The sequence below is a fragment of the Mesorhizobium sp. 10J20-29 genome (assembly GCF_054130485.1).
This window is the reverse complement of sequence record NZ_CP199156.1, coordinates 577113-592839: the sequence shown is the minus strand read 5'-3', so window position 1 is coordinate 592839 and position 15727 is coordinate 577113. Positions and strand designations below refer to the sequence as shown.

General features: G+C 65.4%; 19 protein-coding genes. 10 read left to right on the top strand and 9 right to left on the bottom strand.

Translation table 11 applies throughout. The features are described from left to right. Positions 1-72: 72 nt before the first annotated feature. Complete coding sequence (locus ACT2BZ_RS02895; protein ID WP_457939151.1) at positions 73-990, bottom strand: site-specific tyrosine recombinase XerD; 918 nt, start codon at positions 988-990, stop codon at positions 73-75. An 8-nt stretch (positions 991-998) separates the two neighbouring features. Continuing rightward, complete coding sequence (locus ACT2BZ_RS02890; RefSeq protein WP_457939149.1) at positions 999-1148, bottom strand: histidine kinase; 150 nt, start codon at positions 1146-1148, stop codon at positions 999-1001. Between the two features lie 132 nt (positions 1149-1280). Here ACT2BZ_RS02890 and ACT2BZ_RS02885 point away from each other — a divergent pair, with 132 nt between their 5' ends. The 3 genes from ACT2BZ_RS02885 to ACT2BZ_RS02875 are packed head-to-tail and all read left to right on the top strand — an operon-like array spanning position 1281 to position 3867. Next, the gene (locus ACT2BZ_RS02885) at positions 1281-1874 is read left to right on the top strand and encodes a shikimate kinase (RefSeq protein ID WP_457939147.1); all 594 of its coding nucleotides are present in this window, start codon (positions 1281-1283) and stop codon (positions 1872-1874) included. Then, entirely contained in the window at positions 1871-2992 is a 1122-nt protein-coding gene (gene aroB, locus ACT2BZ_RS02880; RefSeq protein ID WP_457939145.1) for a 3-dehydroquinate synthase, read from the top strand. Before ACT2BZ_RS02885 ends, aroB begins: the two co-directional genes overlap by 4 nt. Continuing rightward, on the top strand, positions 2989-3867 hold the full coding sequence (locus ACT2BZ_RS02875) for a transporter associated domain-containing protein (RefSeq protein ID WP_457939143.1): 879 nt from the start codon (positions 2989-2991) through the stop codon (positions 3865-3867). Before aroB ends, ACT2BZ_RS02875 begins: the two co-directional genes overlap by 4 nt. Positions 3868-3874: 7 nt before the next feature. Here ACT2BZ_RS02875 and ACT2BZ_RS02870 read toward each other — a convergent pair whose 3' ends face one another. Continuing rightward, positions 3875-4177, bottom strand: coding sequence for a BolA family protein (locus tag ACT2BZ_RS02870; RefSeq protein ID WP_457939142.1), 303 nt, complete (start codon positions 4175-4177; stop codon positions 3875-3877). A gap of 140 nt (positions 4178-4317) precedes the next feature. On the opposite strand from ACT2BZ_RS02870, the gene ACT2BZ_RS02865 reads away from it, so the two are divergent. From ACT2BZ_RS02865 to ACT2BZ_RS02850, 4 genes are all read left to right on the top strand, one after another. Beyond that, complete coding sequence (locus tag ACT2BZ_RS02865; RefSeq protein ID WP_457939140.1) at positions 4318-4935, top strand: J domain-containing protein; 618 nt, start codon at positions 4318-4320, stop codon at positions 4933-4935. A 115-nt stretch (positions 4936-5050) separates the two neighbouring features. Beyond that, positions 5051-6037: a cobaltochelatase subunit CobS gene (cobS, locus tag ACT2BZ_RS02860; RefSeq protein WP_457939138.1), complete on the top strand. Its 987-nt coding sequence runs from the start codon at positions 5051-5053 to the stop codon at positions 6035-6037. Between the two features lie 11 nt (positions 6038-6048). Next, the gene (cobT, locus tag ACT2BZ_RS02855; RefSeq protein WP_457939136.1) at positions 6049-7947 is read left to right on the top strand and encodes a cobaltochelatase subunit CobT; all 1899 of its coding nucleotides are present in this window, start codon (positions 6049-6051) and stop codon (positions 7945-7947) included. Continuing rightward, entirely contained in the window at positions 7944-8972 is a 1029-nt protein-coding gene (locus tag ACT2BZ_RS02850) for an esterase-like activity of phytase family protein (RefSeq protein ID WP_457939135.1), read from the top strand. The genes cobT and ACT2BZ_RS02850 overlap by 4 nt, the downstream gene beginning before the upstream one ends. 51 nt (positions 8973-9023) lie before the next feature. On the opposite strand, the gene ACT2BZ_RS02845 is transcribed toward ACT2BZ_RS02850, so the two are convergent. Genes ACT2BZ_RS02845 through rpmB form a run of 3 tightly spaced genes read right to left on the bottom strand, consistent with a single transcriptional unit; the run spans position 9024 to position 10736 of the window. Then, on the bottom strand, positions 9024-9695 hold the full coding sequence (locus ACT2BZ_RS02845) for a spermine/spermidine synthase domain-containing protein (RefSeq protein WP_457941203.1): 672 nt from the start codon (positions 9693-9695) through the stop codon (positions 9024-9026). Continuing rightward, positions 9692-10372, bottom strand: a complete 681-nt coding sequence (locus ACT2BZ_RS02840; RefSeq protein WP_457939133.1) for a queuosine precursor transporter — start codon at positions 10370-10372, stop codon at positions 9692-9694. The genes ACT2BZ_RS02845 and ACT2BZ_RS02840 overlap by 4 nt, the downstream gene beginning before the upstream one ends. Before the next feature lie 55 nt (positions 10373-10427). Then, positions 10428-10736, bottom strand: a complete 309-nt coding sequence (gene rpmB, locus ACT2BZ_RS02835) for a 50S ribosomal protein L28 (protein ID WP_457939132.1) — start codon at positions 10734-10736, stop codon at positions 10428-10430. A gap of 197 nt (positions 10737-10933) precedes the next feature. Here rpmB and ACT2BZ_RS02830 point away from each other — a divergent pair, with 197 nt between their 5' ends. Together ACT2BZ_RS02830 and yddG are read left to right on the top strand one after the other, a co-directional pair. Continuing rightward, complete coding sequence (locus ACT2BZ_RS02830; RefSeq protein ID WP_457939130.1) at positions 10934-11770, top strand: DUF3108 domain-containing protein; 837 nt, start codon at positions 10934-10936, stop codon at positions 11768-11770. A 29-nt stretch (positions 11771-11799) separates the two neighbouring features. Continuing rightward, positions 11800-12693: an aromatic amino acid exporter YddG gene (gene yddG / locus ACT2BZ_RS02825; protein ID WP_457939128.1), complete on the top strand. Its 894-nt coding sequence runs from the start codon at positions 11800-11802 to the stop codon at positions 12691-12693. 10 nt (positions 12694-12703) lie between these two features. Here the strand turns inward: yddG and ACT2BZ_RS02820 are convergent, their stop codons facing one another. After that, a complete protein-coding gene (locus tag ACT2BZ_RS02820; RefSeq protein ID WP_457939127.1) occupies positions 12704-13126 on the bottom strand; it encodes a cupin domain-containing protein in 423 nt (140 codons plus the stop codon). 2 nt (positions 13127-13128) lie between these two features. Beyond that, positions 13129-13896 (bottom strand): hydroxyacylglutathione hydrolase, encoded by a 768-nt coding sequence (gloB, locus tag ACT2BZ_RS02815; RefSeq protein ID WP_457939125.1) that lies wholly within the window; start codon positions 13894-13896, stop codon positions 13129-13131. 104 nt (positions 13897-14000) lie between these two features. Between gloB and ACT2BZ_RS02810 the strand changes: the two genes are divergently transcribed. Next, entirely contained in the window at positions 14001-14771 is a 771-nt protein-coding gene (locus ACT2BZ_RS02810) for a class I SAM-dependent methyltransferase (RefSeq protein WP_457939124.1), read from the top strand. A gap of 7 nt (positions 14772-14778) precedes the next feature. On the opposite strand, the gene metA is transcribed toward ACT2BZ_RS02810, so the two are convergent. Beyond that, positions 14779-15717: a homoserine O-acetyltransferase MetA gene (gene metA / locus ACT2BZ_RS02805; protein WP_457939123.1), complete on the bottom strand. Its 939-nt coding sequence runs from the start codon at positions 15715-15717 to the stop codon at positions 14779-14781. Between the last annotated feature and the right edge of the window lie 10 nt (positions 15718-15727).

The following is a 15727-nucleotide window of genomic DNA, read 5'->3' as shown; positions in this document are numbered from 1 at the left end:
GACTGGAAACGGAAGGGCTGGAAAACTGGGTTTCCGGCCGTGAAATTCTGCCCTCACATAGCGGTCCGACGCCTAGTCGGCAAGCGGATGATGCTCATTGACCAGCCGCACGAGCCGCTCCTCCAGCACATGCGTGTATATCTGCGTGGTCGAAATGTCGGCGTGGCCGAGCAGTTGCTGCACGGCACGCAGGTCGGCGCCGTTTTGCAGCAGATGGCTGGCGAAAGCGTGCCTCAGCACGTGGGGCGAGACCTTCGCGGAAGCAATTCCGGCGCGCGAGGCGAGCGCCTTGAGGTCGCGGGCGAAGACCTGGCGCGACAGGTGGCCGCTGTCCGAGGAGGCCGGAAACAGGTGCGGGCTGTCGGACAGGCTTTCGTTGCGTCCGCGCTCCACGAGCCAGGCGCGCATCGCCTCGCGCGCCTTGCCCGAAAGCGGCACCATGCGTTCCTTGTTGCCCTTTCCGCGCACGATGAAGAAGCGCTCGTCGCGCAATGCGACCGTGACGGGAAGGCCGACCAGTTCGGAAACGCGCAATCCGGTGGCGTAGAGCACCTCGACCAGCGCGTGAAGGCGCTTCGCTGCCACGCGGGCACCATCCGAGAGGCTCTCGTCGACCGCTTCCTGTGCTGCCCGGTCGAGCAGCCGTCCCGTCTCGGCCTCGGCCATCGTCTTCGGCAGCGGCCGGCCTCGCGCGGGGCTGTCGAGCGTGCCCGTCGGATCGTCGGGTCGCATGTTCTCGGCATAGAGGAATTTGAAGAACTGCCGCAGCGCCGACAGCTTGCGCGCCTGCGAGGAGGCCGCGAAGCCCTCTGCGGCGAGGCCGCCGAGGTAGTCGCGCAGGTCGCTGCCGGCCGCGTCGGCCAGGCCGCCCGGAATGGAGGAGGAGGCGTCCGACAGGTCGCGCCGGTAGCTGGCAAGCGTGTTGTCGGCCGCGCCACGCTCGACGCTCATCATTTCCAGAAAAGCCTCGATCTGCGCCGCGCTGTTCATCGTTGCGCCTACCGCTTCGGGTTGATTCTTTCGGAAGGGATGCGTTCGCTCATCTCGCCCTTGTTGGGCTCCACCAGGATCACAAGCGCTAGCATCGCCCCGTATGCCAGCACGGCCAGAAGGCAGAGCGTGAGAATGAACTTGAAAAGAGTCGGCATCTATAAGACTGGCCCGCACCTGTTTTCGTCCCGGGGGCCCTTATGGGACGCGAATTTTGTCAACACAAGGGTGCCGCGCCAATAGACCCGCAGCGCTTGACGCAAACGGCCTTTTCATGTCGATACGCTGCCATGGTTGCAATCCCCATGCTGGCGTCAGGAACCGTCGACGCCCTGCTTTCCAGTCTCGGTTCGCGTTCGATCGTGTTCGTCGGATTGATGGGCGCCGGCAAGACGGCGATCGGCCGCAAGGTCGCGTCGGCGCTCGGGCTGCCCTTCCTCGACAGCGACCATGAGATCGAAAGCGTCTCGCGCATGTCCATCCCGGATCTCTTCGCGCAATATGGCGAGGCCGAGTTCCGTGCGCTCGAGCAGCGGGTAATATTGCGGGTTCTGGAAAACGGGCCGCAGGTGCTGGCCACCGGGGGCGGCGCGTTCATGAACGAGCAAACCCGCGAGGCGATCGCCGCCAACGGCATCTCCGTCTGGCTGAAGGCCGACGTCGACGTGCTGCTGGAGCGCGTCTCGAAAAAGCAGAACCGGCCCCTGCTTCAGAACGCCGACCCGCGCGGCGTGCTCGAGCGCCTGATCGCCGAGCGCCACCCCGTCTACGCTCATGCCGACATTACCGTTCCAACTCGCGACGACCGCAGGGAAGTGATCGCCGGGGAAGTCATCGACGCGATCAGCCGATCGCTGAACGTAACCGGGGAAGATGCCTCATGACTGCCTCCGGTGTTGAAACGGTTGAGGTAAAGCTTGGCGACAGGTCCTATGATATCCTGATCGGCAACGGGCTGGTCGAGACAGCCGGCTCGGAGATCGCAGCGCGGCTGCCCGGGCTGGCGACGGCCATCGTCACGGACGCAAATGTAGCGGCCCTCCATCTCGATCGTCTGAAGGAAAGCCTTGCCGGTGCTGGCATCAGGGCGACGGTGATCGAACTGCCGCCCGGCGAGAAGACCAAGAGCTTCGAGGCCCTGCAACAGGTCGTCGATGGCATCCTGGCAGCACGGCTGGAGCGAGGCGATGCGGTGATCGCGCTGGGCGGCGGCGTGATCGGCGACCTCGCCGGCTTCGCGTCCGGCATCGTGCGGCGCGGCATGAAGTTCATCCAGATGCCGACCTCGCTGCTGGCGCAGGTCGATTCATCGGTCGGGGGCAAGACCGGCATCAACACCAGCCACGGCAAGAACCTCGTCGGCGTATTCCACCAGCCGCAGCTCGTGCTGGCCGATACCGGTGTCCTCGACTCCCTGCCCGTCCGCGAGTTCCGCGCGGGCTATGCGGAACTTGCTAAATACGGGCTGATCGACCGACCCGACTTCTTCGCCTGGCTCGAAGACCACTGGCAGGCGGTGTTTGCCGGCGGCGCGGAACGCGCGCACGCCATCGCGGAGGCCTGCCGGGCCAAGGCCGACGTCGTGGCGCGCGACGAGTACGAGACCGGCGACCGGGCGCTGCTCAATCTCGGCCACACTTTCGGCCATGCGCTGGAGGCCGCGACCGGCTACGACAGCGCCCGCCTGGTGCATGGCGAAGGCGTGGCGATCGGCATGGCGCTGGCGCACCGGTTCTCCAGCCGCCTCAACCTGGCGAGCCCGGACGACGCGGCGCGCGTCGAGACGCATCTGCGCGCCGTCGGCCTGCCCTGGCGGATGGCCGACATCCCGGGCGGCCTGCCGGATGCCGAGACGCTGTTTTCATTCATCGCGCAGGACAAGAAGGTCTCGCGCGGCGCGTTGACATTCATTCTTACCCATGGCGTCGGCAAGTCGTTCATCGCAAAGGACGTTCCGGCCTCCGAAGTCATGACGTTCCTGAAGGAAAACCACCCGGGATGACGCAGCCGGTCCTGCTCACGATCGCAGTCTTCGTTCTGCTGCTGGCGGTGCTGTTCCTGCTGCGCAACTCTTTGCTCGCCGCGCTGGGCTACGAGGTGAGGGCGCTGGGAACCCCGCGCCCGGTGCCTGAGGAGGCGCGGGGAGCGGCAGGGGATGCTGCCGGCGATAGCGGCTCAAGAACGGATCGCGTCGGTGCCCTGGTCGATCTGCATGAGCTCGAAGTGTCGGACGTCATGGTCCATCGCACGAACATGCGCTCGGTCAACGCCGACAATCCGCCCGAGGCGCTGGTGCGCGAAATCCTGCAGAGCCCGCATACCCGCATGCCGCTGTGGCGGGGCTCGACCGAGAACATCGTCGGCGTGCTGCACGCCAAGGACCTGCTGCGCGCGCTCAACGAGGTCGGCAACGACTTTTCCAGAATCGACGTGATGAAGATCGCGACAAAGCCGTGGTTCGTGCCGGACACGACCTCGCTGCAGGACCAACTCAACGCATTCCTGCGGCGCAAGGCGCATTTCGCGCTGGTGGTCGACGAATATGGCGAGGTCGAGGGGCTGGTCACCCTCGAAGACATCATCGAGGAGATCGTCGGTGAGATCGCCGACGAGCACGATGTCGACATCCAGGGCGTCAGGCAGGAGGCGGACGGTTCCGTCGTCGTCGACGGCACGGTGCCGATCCGCGACCTCAATCGCGCGCTCGACTGGTCGCTGCCCGACGAGGAGGCCACGACGATTGCCGGCCTCGTCATTCACGAGACGCAGTCGATTCCCGAAGAACGGCAGGCCTTCACCTTCCACGGCAAGCGCTTCGTGGTGATGAAGCGCGACAAGAACCGCATTGCGCGGCTGCGGATCAGGCCAGTCGCCTGAAGCGGTTCTACCAGCGGGTCTGTTCGCCGGGTGCGGCTGGCTCGATTGCCAGGGCGTGGACACCGGCCTCCAGTTCGTCGGCCAGCAGCGTGTTGACGGCGCGGTGACGCTCGATCCGGCTCATGCCCGAGAAGGCCGGGGCGACAAGTCGCACGCGAAAATGCGTTTCGCCGGAGCCGTCGAAGGTGGCGTGGTGGCCGGAGTCCTCGTGATTGTGACCGGCATGGAGATGGCTCTCGTTGACAACCTGCATGCGTTCCGGCGAGAAGGCGCGCTGGAGCTTCTCTTCGATCGTCGTCTGTATCGACATTGCGGTCTCCTGTACCCATATCCGCACGTCGGCATAAAATCGCCGCATCCGGGATTGATCCGTGATTTGGGTCGGTAGGCCCTGTTTCCCGAAAATGTCAATTCTTGTTTCGCAATCAGAACATCCCATAAATGGGTTAGATGAAGCCGTATCCGAAATACTTCGAAAAGATTCGCATCCGCCCGGACAAGGACGCGGAGCTGAAATCGCACGCGCCGGTCTGCCAGTGGGATGGCTGCAAGGAGCCTGGTACGCACAAGGCGCCGGTCGGCCGAATGAAGGAAGGCGAGTATTTCCGCTTCTGCTTCGACCACGTGCGCGAGTACAACAAGGGCTTCAACTATTTCTCCGGCGTGCCGGATTCGGAAGTCGCGCGATTCCAGCGCGAGGCGATGACCGGTCATCGCCCGACCTGGAAGATGGGCATCAGTGGCAGCACGCGTTCCTCGCCGGACGTGGCGCAGCAGCGGTCCGGCCGGGCTGGCTACTACAACCGCATCCGAGATCCCTTCAACCTGTTCGAGGGCCCCAAGGACCCGCGCCAGCCGCGCGAGCGCAAGGCCAAGCCGCTTGAGGCCAAGGCGCTGGAAACGCTTGGCCTTGATACAAAGGCGACTGGCAAGGACATCAAGGCGCGCTATAAAGAACTGGTGAAGCGCCATCATCCCGACGCGAATGGCGGCGACAGGGGTTCGGAAGATCGGTTCCGCGACGTGCTGCAGGCCTATCGCGTGCTCAAACAGGCGGGTTTGTGCTGAGCCAGCAGGATTGAGGGCCGTTTCCAACTTTCCTCACGCTGGAAAAGGCACTAAGACCGCCCCCGGACAAATTCGATTGCCGGCGAAGCCCAAAGGCCTCGCATTTGGAGACATTATGAACAAGGTCGATCGCGATATCGCCAACCTTCCCGACACGACCGTCTCGGTCAAGGAGAAGTTCGGCTTCGATTCCAAGATGGTTGTGCCAGCCTATTCGACGGCCGACCAGCATGTGCCGGACCTCGATCCGGACTACCTGTTCGATCCGCAGACGACGTCGGCGATCCTGGCCGGCTTCGCCTACAATCGCCGCGTCATGGTGTCGGGCTATCACGGCACCGGCAAATCGACGCATATCGAGCAGGTCGCGGCACGCCTCAACTGGCCGATGGTCCGCGTCAACCTCGACAGCCATGTCAGCCGTATCGACCTCGTCGGCAAGGACGCCATCGTCGTCAAGGAAGGGATGCAGGTCACCGAATTTCGCGACGGCATCCTGCCCTGGGCCTACCAGCACAATGTCGCGCTCTGCTTCGACGAGTATGACGCCGGCCGGCCGGACGTGATGTTCGTCATCCAGCGCGTGCTGGAATCGTCGGGCCGCCTGACCCTGCTCGACCAGAGCCGCGTCATCCGTCCGCACCCGGCCTTCCGCCTGTTCGCCACCGCCAACACGGTCGGCCTCGGCGACACGACCGGCCTCTACCACGGTACGCAGCAGATCAACCAGGCGCAGATGGACCGCTGGTCGATCGTCACGACGCTGAATTACCTGCCGCACGACAACGAAGTCGCGATCGTGCTCGCGAAGGCCAAGCACTACCGCAACGCGGAAGGCAAGGACATCGTCAACAAGATGGTGCGCGTCGCCGACATGACGCGCCAGGCCTTCATCAACGGCGACCTGTCGACCGTGATGAGCCCGCGTACGGTCATCACCTGGGCCGAGAACGCCGAGATCTTCGGCGATGTCGGCATGGCTTTCCGGCTGACCTTCCTCAACAAGTGCGACGAGCTCGAACGCTCAATCGTCGCCGAATTCTACCAGCGGGCTTTCGGGCAGGAACTGCCCGAATCGGCCGCCAACGTCGTGCTCGGCTAGCAGCAGGCGCGATGGCAGGTCCCGGCGACAACACGCGCAACAGACCGAAGACGGGCTCGGAAGCGGACAGCTTCAAGCGCGCGCTGACGGTCTGCATGCGCGCGATTTCCGGCGACAACGAACTCGAGGTCGCCTTCGCCAAGGACAAGCCGGCGCTGGCCGGCAACCGGGCGCGCCTGCCCGAGATACCGAAGAAGGCGACCGCCGCCGACATCGCGGTGACACGGGGCATCGGCGATTCCATGGCGCTGAAGCGTGCCTGCCACGACCTGCGCATCCACTCGAAATTCGCGCCCGAGGGCAAGCAGGCGCGCGCCGTCTATGACGCCGTCGAGCAGGCCCGGGTGGAGGCTATCGGCGCGCGCGCCATGACTGGCGTTGCCGACAATCTCGGCTCCATGCTCGAGGACAAGTACGCCAGGGCAAACCTCGCCGACGTGCGCGAACGCGACGATGCGCCGATCGAGGAGGCGCTGGCCCTGATGGTGCGCGAAAAGCTCACCGGCCGCGCGGCGCCAAAGAGCGGTCAGCGCATGGTCAACCTGTGGCGCGACTGGGTGGAGGAAAAGGCCGGCGCCGACCTCGACCACCTGATGGGCAATCTCGACGACCAGCAGGCCTTCGCCCGCGTCGTGCGCGAGATGCTGGCCTCGATGGAGATGGCCGAGGAACTCGGCGACGAGGAACAGTCTGACGAATCCGAGGACAGCGAAGATCCCCAGCCGCAGGGCGAGGAAAACAGCGATGAAGGCGGCGAGGACGATTCGGGCGCCGACCAGTCGCAGTCCGACGAGCAGGACGCCTCCGCGGAGGAGGACCAGTCCGGCGAGACAGAGGCATCCGACGCCTCTGCCGACGACTATTCCGAGGACGAGGAAGCCGATGCCGAGACGCCGGGCGAGGCCAGGCGCAAGGACGACCCCTTCACCGAGATGACGCGGCACGTCGATTACAAGGTGTTTACCACCGCCTTCGACGAGACGGTCGGCGCGGAGGAGCTTTGCGACGAAGAGGAACTCGACCGCCTGCGCGCCTTCCTCGACAAGCAGCTGACAAACCTTTCCGGCGTCGTCGGACGCCTCGCCAACCGGCTGCAGCGGCGGCTGATGGCGCAGCAGAACCGGTCGTGGGACTTTGACCTCGAAGAGGGCTATCTCGATCCGGCGCGGCTGGTGCGCGTGGTGATAGATCCGATGCAGCCGCTCTCCTTCAAGCAGGAGCGCGACACGAAATTCCGCGACACGGTGGTGACGCTGGTGCTCGACAATTCGGGCTCGATGCGCGGCCGCCCCATCACGGTGGCGGCGACCTGCGCCGACATCCTGGCCCGCACGCTGGAGCGTTGCGGCGTCTCGGTCGAAATCCTCGGTTTCACGACCCGTGCCTGGAAGGGCGGGCAGGCGCGCGAGAAGTGGTTGAAGGACGGCAAGCCGCCCAATCCCGGCCGGCTCAACGACCTGCGCCACATCATCTACAAGAGCGCCGACCATCCGTGGCGGCGGGCGCGGCGCAACCTCGGGCTGATGATGCGCGAGGGCCTGCTCAAGGAAAATATCGACGGCGAGGCGCTGCTGTGGGCGCATCAGCGCCTGATGGCGCGGCCGGAGCAGCGCAAGATCCTGATGATGATTTCCGACGGTGCGCCGGTCGACGATTCGACCCTCTCGGTCAATCCCGGCAACTATCTCGAGCGCCACCTGCGCGCCGTCATCGAACTGATCGAGACGCGCTCGCCCGTGGAGTTGCTCGCCATCGGCATCGGCCACGACGTGACGCGCTACTATCGCCGCGCCGTCACCATCGTCGACGCCGAGGAACTGGCGGGCGCCATGACGGAGCAGCTCGCTTCGCTGTTTGGCGAGGAAAGCACGCGCGAGACGCGCCGCGGCGGCATGCGGCGTGCCGGATGAAGACCCTTTCGCGTGGCGCGCTTGGCCTTGGCTTGCTGACGGCGCTGCTTGGCGGCCTGACGTTCGTTAACACGTCACCCCCCTCGCGCGCCGCCGATACCGGGCGCATCGAGATCGATTCCCGGCCGATCACCAACTTCCATATCGGCCGTTCCCGGACCCGGTTCGGCCCGCTCGAATTCGTCGGCGGCCTGGAAATGTCTTCGACAGCCGCGGATTTCGGCGCGCAGTCGGCGTTCCGCTTCATGAAGCCCGGGGGGGATTTCATCGGCGTTGCCGACACCGGCTTCTGGTATTTCGGTACCGTGTTGCGCGACGGCCAGCAGAAGCCGACCGGGATCGGCGATTTCCGGATGGCCGCGATGTTCGACCGTGCCGGAAAAATCAGCAGCGACAAGTGGCAGGTCGATGCCGAGGGCCTTGCGATCAAGGACGGCGTCGCCACCGTCGGCTTCGAGCGCGATCACCGCATCGCGCAGTTCCGCATCGAGCCGGACGCCATGAAGCCGGCCTTCGATGACCTCGATTTCCTCATCCCGAAGGCGGAGCTTCGCTCGAATCGCGGTTTCGAGACCGTGGCCTTTTCGAACCCCGCCGGTCCGCTCGCGGGAGCCATGGTCATCGTCTCGGAAAAGAGCCTCGACAAGCAGGGCAATATCTTCGCCGCCATCGTCGACGGCCCTGGCAAGGGCGTCTTCACCGTCAAGCGCAACGGCGAGTTCGACATCACCGATGGGGCTTTCCTGCCGGGTGGCGACCTACTGCTTCTGGAGCGCAGCTTCTCGATGGCCGCGGGCGTCAAGATGCGCCTGCGCCGCATCGACGGCGCCACCATCGCGAAGGGCAAGGTTGCCGACGGGCCGATACTCTTCACCGCCGACATGGCCTACCAGATCGACAACATGGAGGGCCTCGACGTGTGGACCCGCGACGACGGTGCCCTGATGGTGTCGATGGTCTCCGACGACAACCACTCGATCCTGCAGCGCAATCTCTACCTGGAATTCATCCTGCATAACGACTGAGGGGCCGGGTCGCGGCCCTCGTCGGCCACGTGCCTGCTGCCGATCCCGCCGCTAGTTCCTGCCAGCCAGCCAGATCACATGCCGCGCACCGCGCTTGCCGCGCGCTCGCACGCCGACTTCCTCGACTGCAAATCCAGCCTGCCGCAGCCGGCGCGTGAAGCCGGCGTCGGGGCCGGACGACCAGACGGCAAGCACGCCGCCGGGACGCAGCGCCTTCCTTGCAGCCGCCAGCCCCGCAGCACTGTAGAGGCTGTCATTGGAACTGCGCGACAGGCCTTCCGGTCCATTATCGACGTCGAGCAGGATCGCGTCATAGGCACCCGCGGCCGACCGGATCAGTTGACCCACATCGCCCTCATGGATGGCCACACGCGGGTCGCCGAGGCAGTTTCCGAAAACCTCGGCCATTTCGCCGCGCGCCCAGCCGATGACGGCGGGCACGATCTCGGCCACCTCGATTCGGGCGCCGTCTGCCAGTTCGGCAAGGGCGGCGCGCAGGGTGAAGCCCATGCCGAGGCCGCCGATCAGGATTTTGGGCCGCGTGCTGGCGGCAATCTTCTGGATCGAAAGCCTCGCCAACGCCTCTTCGGAGCCGCTGAGGCGGCTGTTCATGAGTTCGTTGGTGCCGAGCATGATGGAGAATTCGCTGCCGCGCCGCTTCAGGCGCAGCTCTTCACCGCCGCCCGGCACCTTGGCCGTGCCGAGATGGACCCAGGGGATCACGAAGCCAGAGCCGGCTGCGTCCATCTGGCTGCGATCAGCCGGTAGGGGATGAGGGCGACGAGCGCGATGACGAGCTTGACCGAAAGGTCGCCGAGCGCCCAGGAGAGCCAGCGCGGCGTGTCGACGGCCAGCACACCGAGCAGCGGCGCATTTTCCAGCGCAAAGCCGTCATTGGGCCCGACAAAGGCAAAGCTCGCGGCAAAGGCGATGCTGAAGAAGATCAGCGTGTCGACGACCGAGCCGGACAGCGAGCTGAACACCGGCGCGCGCCACCATGAGCGCTGCCGCAGCCAGTTAAACACCGTGACGTCGAGCAATTGCGCGACCAGGAAGGCCGAGCCGGAAGCGGTCGCGATGCGCAGCAGGCGGCCGGGCTCCGTCTCGAACTCGGTCAGGCCGTTGCGGTAGAGCAGCGGCGGCACGATGATCGAGCAGGCCACGGCGACGACGAAGCCGACGAAGACGATGCGGCGCGCCACTGCGGGGCCGTAGCGGAGGTTGGCGAGATCGGTGACCAGGAAGGCGAGAGGATAGGTGAAGGCGCCCCAGGTGAGGATGTCGGCCAGCGCAAGGCTGCCGAGCTGTCCCTGGACAGGGAACTGCACGAGGATATTGGACGCCACCACGACAAGCGCCATGGCCGCCACGAAGGGCAGGTAGGAAGAATAGCGGAACATTTTTTTAACCTGGGTGATGGAACCAGCCGGGCGGCGCGAGCCGCCCGAAAGGGAATCAGGCGGCCGGAGCTTCGGCAGCCTGTTCGGCGGTCTTCTTGGCGATCTGCTTCTTCAGCAGGCGCGCACGCTGCGACAGCTCGGCAACATCGGCCTTGGCCAGGAAGGCGTCGAGGCCGCCACGATGCTCGACCGTGCGCAGGGCGTTTGCCGAGATGCGCAGGCGCACATTCTGGCTCAGCGCTTCCGAGATCAGCGTCACCTTGACGAGGTTCGGCAGGAACTTGCGCCGCGTACGGTTGTTGGCGTGGCTAACATTGTTGCCGGACATAACGGCCTTGCCGGTCAGTTCACAAGCACGGGACATATTTCACTTACCTTCAGGTCTAAACGGGCCAATGACTTTGGCGCACCAGAAATAGATGGCGCGCAGCCTCTTCGAGCGGCCTCATGGAAAAGTTGGCGTTCCATAGTGGCAATCCGGGCTTGCGTCAAGCGTGGCCTGGCCCGGTGCATGGCTTTCATATCACAGAAAGGCCGGATTTGCGCCGATAGCATCGGGGCATGATGACAGCAAGGTGCGGATTGGTCGCGGCAGGACGCTTCACGCGGGTTTCAGGCAGGCGCCCGCAAGGGTGGATCGCGGCCGCGCTTGTCCTTTTCATGGCCTCGCCGGCCGCCGCCGAGGCGACGCTCTATCGCGGCGAGTACGCGCTCTCCTTCCTCGGGCTGACGCTGGCGCGGGCGAATTTCGACAGCCGTATCGACTCGCAGACCTATGCCATCGAGGGCTCGGTCAAGAGCGCGGGCCTGGGCGCGATCTTCGACGATACGAAAGGCACGCTGTCGGCGGTCGGCAGGTTCTCCGGCAAGGCCACCCGGCCGGAGCTGTTTCGCGCCGATTACGTCTCTGGCAAGCGGGCCTCGATCGTCGACATCCGCTTTGCCGACGGCAACGTGACCAAGGTCACCACCGTGCCGCCGCTCAAGAAGCGCGGCAAGGACTGGATACCGCTCGGCCCGGCCGATCTCATGGCCGTCGCCGATCCGATTGCCTCGACGCTGGTGCAGGCCGACAGCCTCGGCGAGGTCTGCAACGGCACCATCAAGATGTTCGACAGCGAACTGCGCGCCGACCTCGCGCTTACCTACGTGTCGAAGGGGAAGGTCTCCGTGCAGGGCTACGAGGGCGACACCATCACCTGCCGCATGCATTTCAAGCCAGTCTCCGGCTATCGCACGACCAAGCGTGCGCTGGACTACCTGAAGAACAAGAGCCGCATCATGGTGGCGTTTGCCCCGCTCGGCAAAACCGGCATATATGCGCCGATCCATGCCACCGTCAGCACCCAGATCGGCACGATCACGGTGGCGGCGCGGCGGTTCGAAGCCCTGCAGTGACGGCGCTCCGCGCCGCGGAGACGTTTCTCTTGCCAACGACGCGCGCAACCCTGATCGGATTCACGGCGGTCGCCATGTGGGCGCTGCTGGCCTTGCTGACCGACGCCTCCGGACAGGTGCCGCCTTTCCTGCTCTCGGCGATGACCTTCGCCGTCGGCACCGCCGTCGGCCTGGTGGCGCGAATCTTCATGCCGGGCCCGGCCGTGGCGCCAAAAATTCCCGGGGCTGTCTGGCTGATCGGCATTGCCGGCCTGTTCGGCTACCACTTCTTCTACTTCACGGCGCTGCGCAACGCGCCGGCGGTCGAGGCCAGCCTGATTGCCTATCTCTGGCCGCTGCTGATCGTGCTCGGCTCGGCGCTGATGCCAGGCGAGAAGTTGCGCTGGCACCACATTGCCGGTGCCCTGATGGGTCTCGCCGGCTGCTTCCTGATTGTCACCAAGGGCGGCGGGCTCGCTTTCGAGGCGCGCTACGCCTTCGGCTATGCCATGGCGGGAGTCTGCGCGCTGCTGTGGTCAGGCTACTCGCTGCTGTCGCGGCGCTTCCCGGAGGTTCCGACCACCATCGTCACCTGGTTCTGCGCGGCAACGGCGGCGCTGTCGTTCGCCTGCCACCTCGCCCTCGAGGAAACCGTGCTGCCGGTCGACGCCGGCCAGTGGCTGGCGGTGCTCGGTCTCGGCCTGATGCCGGTCGGCGCGGCCTTCTACGCCTGGGACATCGGCGTCAAGCGCGGCAACATCCAGGTGCTCGGCGCCGCAAGCTATGCCGCGCCGCTGCTGTCGACGCTGGTGCTGATCGCCTTCGGCTTTGCAGAACCCAGCCTGCGGCTTCTCGCCGCCTGCCTGCTCATCACCGCGGGGGCGGTGCTGGCTGCGAGGTCGATGCTGTTTCGCAGGCCGGTCCAGCCGGCAACGCAGGGCTGAGCGAACGCGATCAGGGTTCCCAGCCGGCTTCGGCCAGTTCGAACTGGGCGAAATCGAAGCCCGGCGCCACGGTGCAGCCGCAGAGCGTCCACGCTCCGAGGCTCCTCGCCGTCTGCCACCAGCCTGCGGGAACGACAGCCTGCGGCCGCTCGCCCGCCGCAAGATCGGAGCCGAGCAGGTGACGGCTGCGCTTGCCGCCCTCGTCGCAAATGGTCAGCTCAAGCGGTGCGCCGGAATAGTGGTGCCAGACCTCCGCGGCATCCCTGACCCGGTGCCACGCAGACACGTCGCCCTGTTCGAGCAAAAAGTAGATGGCGGTCGAGTGGCCCCGCCCGCCATCGGGATCGTCGCGGAACGTCTCGGCATACCAGCCGCCCTCGGGATGGCGCTCAAGGCCGAGCGCCGCGATGATCCCGGCGGCGGTCTGCGGCATGCCTAGAAGTTGTCCTTGCGCTTGCGGATCTCGGCGAACACATCGACGTCGGAAGCCGTCTCCATGCCCAGATTCTTGCGAATAGCCGGGTCGTGCCAGCGCATGAAGGGATTGGTGGCCAGTTCCTCGCCGATGGTCGTCGGCAGAGTCGGCTTGTCGTCGGCCCGCAGCTTCTCGATTTTCGCGACGCGCTCCTTCAGAGCCGAATTGGTCGGGTCGATGGTCAGGGCGAAGCGTGCATTGGCCAGCGTATATTCGTGACCGCAATAGATCACGGTCGCGGCCGGCAACGCGGCCAGCTTCGTCATCGACACGAACATCACGGGCGCCGGGCGTTCGAACAGGCGGCCGCAACCGAGCGCGAACAGCGTGTCGGCGGTGAAGGCCACGCCGTCGTCGGGGAAATGGTAGGAGACGTGACCTGCGGTGTGTCCGGGCGTCTCGATGACCTCGATCCTGTGCCCGGCGAAGTCGAGCCTAGAGCCTTCCGACACCGTCTCGTCGATGCCCGGGATCTTGTCCGCCTCTGCCTTGGGCCCGATGATCTTCAGGCCGAAGCGCTCTTTCAGGGCGAGGTTGGCCTCGACATGGTCGGCGTGGTGGTGCGTCGTCAGGATCAGGTCGGGTTTCCAGCCGGTGCGCTCGATGGCCGCGAGGATCGAGGATTCCTCCGGCGCGTCGATCAGCGCAGTCCTGCCGCTCGCCTCGTCATGGACGAGAACCCCGAAATTGTCCGACCGGCACATGAACTGATCGATCTGCAAACCCATTCCAATCTCCCTATGTCAGAACCGGAAGATAGGGTCGCGACCCGGCGGTGTCACCCCCGGCTGGCTTGTTGAAACCGCCACACGCAGCAGATACCGTCGCGGCCATGAATTCGGACATCGTCGATCTCAGGTCTTTCTACGCCTCCTTGCTTGGCCGTATCGCCGAGCGCTCGATCACCATGGCGCTGTCGTCGGTGTGGACGAGCCTGTCGCGGGAGCGGCTCGTCGGGCTCGGCTACACGCTGCCCTGGCTCGATCGCTTCGGCACGGATGCCGACCGCGTCTTCGCCTTCATGCCGGGCACACAGGGCGCGGTGAAGTGGCCGCAGAACGGGCCTTCCGCCACCGTCCTCGTCTTTGACGAGGAACTGCCGCTGGTCGATTCGTCGATCGATCGCGTGCTGCTCGTCCACTCGCTCGAACACGCCGAAAACCCGCGCGAGACGCTGAACGAGATCTGGCGCGTGCTGGCCCCGTCCGGCCGGGTTGTCATCGTGGTGCCCAACCGGCGCGGCATGTGGGCACGCTTCGAGCACACGCCCTTCGGTACGGGCCGGCCGTTTTCGCGCGGCCAGCTCAACGAGTTGCTGCGCGAGGCGAATTTCACCCCTGCGGCCTGGGCCGACGGGTTGTTCTTCCCGCCCTCCAAGCGGCGCTGGATGCTGCGCTTCCACAGCCTGCTCGAGCGGGCAGGGCGCCGGCTGTGGCCGATCTTCTCGGGCGTCATCGTGGTCGATGCCCAGAAGCGGCTCTACCAGGGCGTTCCGGTGGCTCAGCGCGCCTCGCGCCGCGTCTTCGTGCCGGTCCTTTCGCCGCAGGGCGCGGCCACGCGCAGCCTGCGCGGCGGCGCAGGCCCGGACGCCAAGACCCGCTGAAGCGGACTTAAGAGACCACGAGCTCGTCGCCGCTACCGATCTTCTCGGCGTCGAAGGAAGTGGTCTGGTAGACCTGATTGATCCAGTTGCCGAACAGCAGGTGGGCGTGCGACCGCCAGCGGTTGAGCGGCGGCCGGGCAGGGTCGTTGTCCGGGTAATAGCCGTGCGGAATGGCGATCGGCGTGCCGGCGGCCACGTCGCGGTCGTATTCCTCCTTGAGCGAGGTGGAATCGTACTCGATGTGGTTGAACATGTAGAGACGGTTGCCGGTTTTCTCGGCGGCAAGGCACGGGCCGGTCACGTCCGACTCCATCAGCAGCTGCAGGTTCCCGTCGGCGGAGATGTCGGCCGCCTTGACCTCGGTCCAGCGCGATACCGGTATGGCGAAGTCGTCCGAGAAGCCGGCCAGATAGGGCGATGCAGGCGCGTTGTTGCTGTGCCGGAAAACGCCGAAGGCCTTGCTGTCCAGCGTGTACTTGGGAATCTTGTGGAAGTGCCAGGCGGCGGCCATCGCACCCCAGCAGATGAAGAAGGAGGAGTGCACGTTCGTCTTCGTCCAGTCGAGGATGCGCGTCAGCTCGTCCCAGTAGGAAACCTCTTCGAAGGGCAGCAGCTCGATGGGCGCACCGGTGATGATGAAGCCGTCGAACTTGCGGTGCGCGATCTCCTCCCAGGTCTGGTAGAAGGCGATGAGGTGCTCGTGCGACGTATTCTTGGCCTTGTGGGTGCCGACGCGCACGAGCGTCAGCTCGACCTGCAGCGGCGAGGCGCCGATCAGCCGCGCGATCTGCGTTTCGGTGCGGATCTTGTTGGGCATCAGGTTGAGCAGCCCGATCTGCAGGGGGCGGATGTCCTGGCGCAGCGCCGTCCGCTCGTCCATGATCGAGACGCCCTCGCGCACGAGAATTTCGTGGGCTGGCAGCTGATCGGGAATCTTGATTGGCATCGGGTTGCTC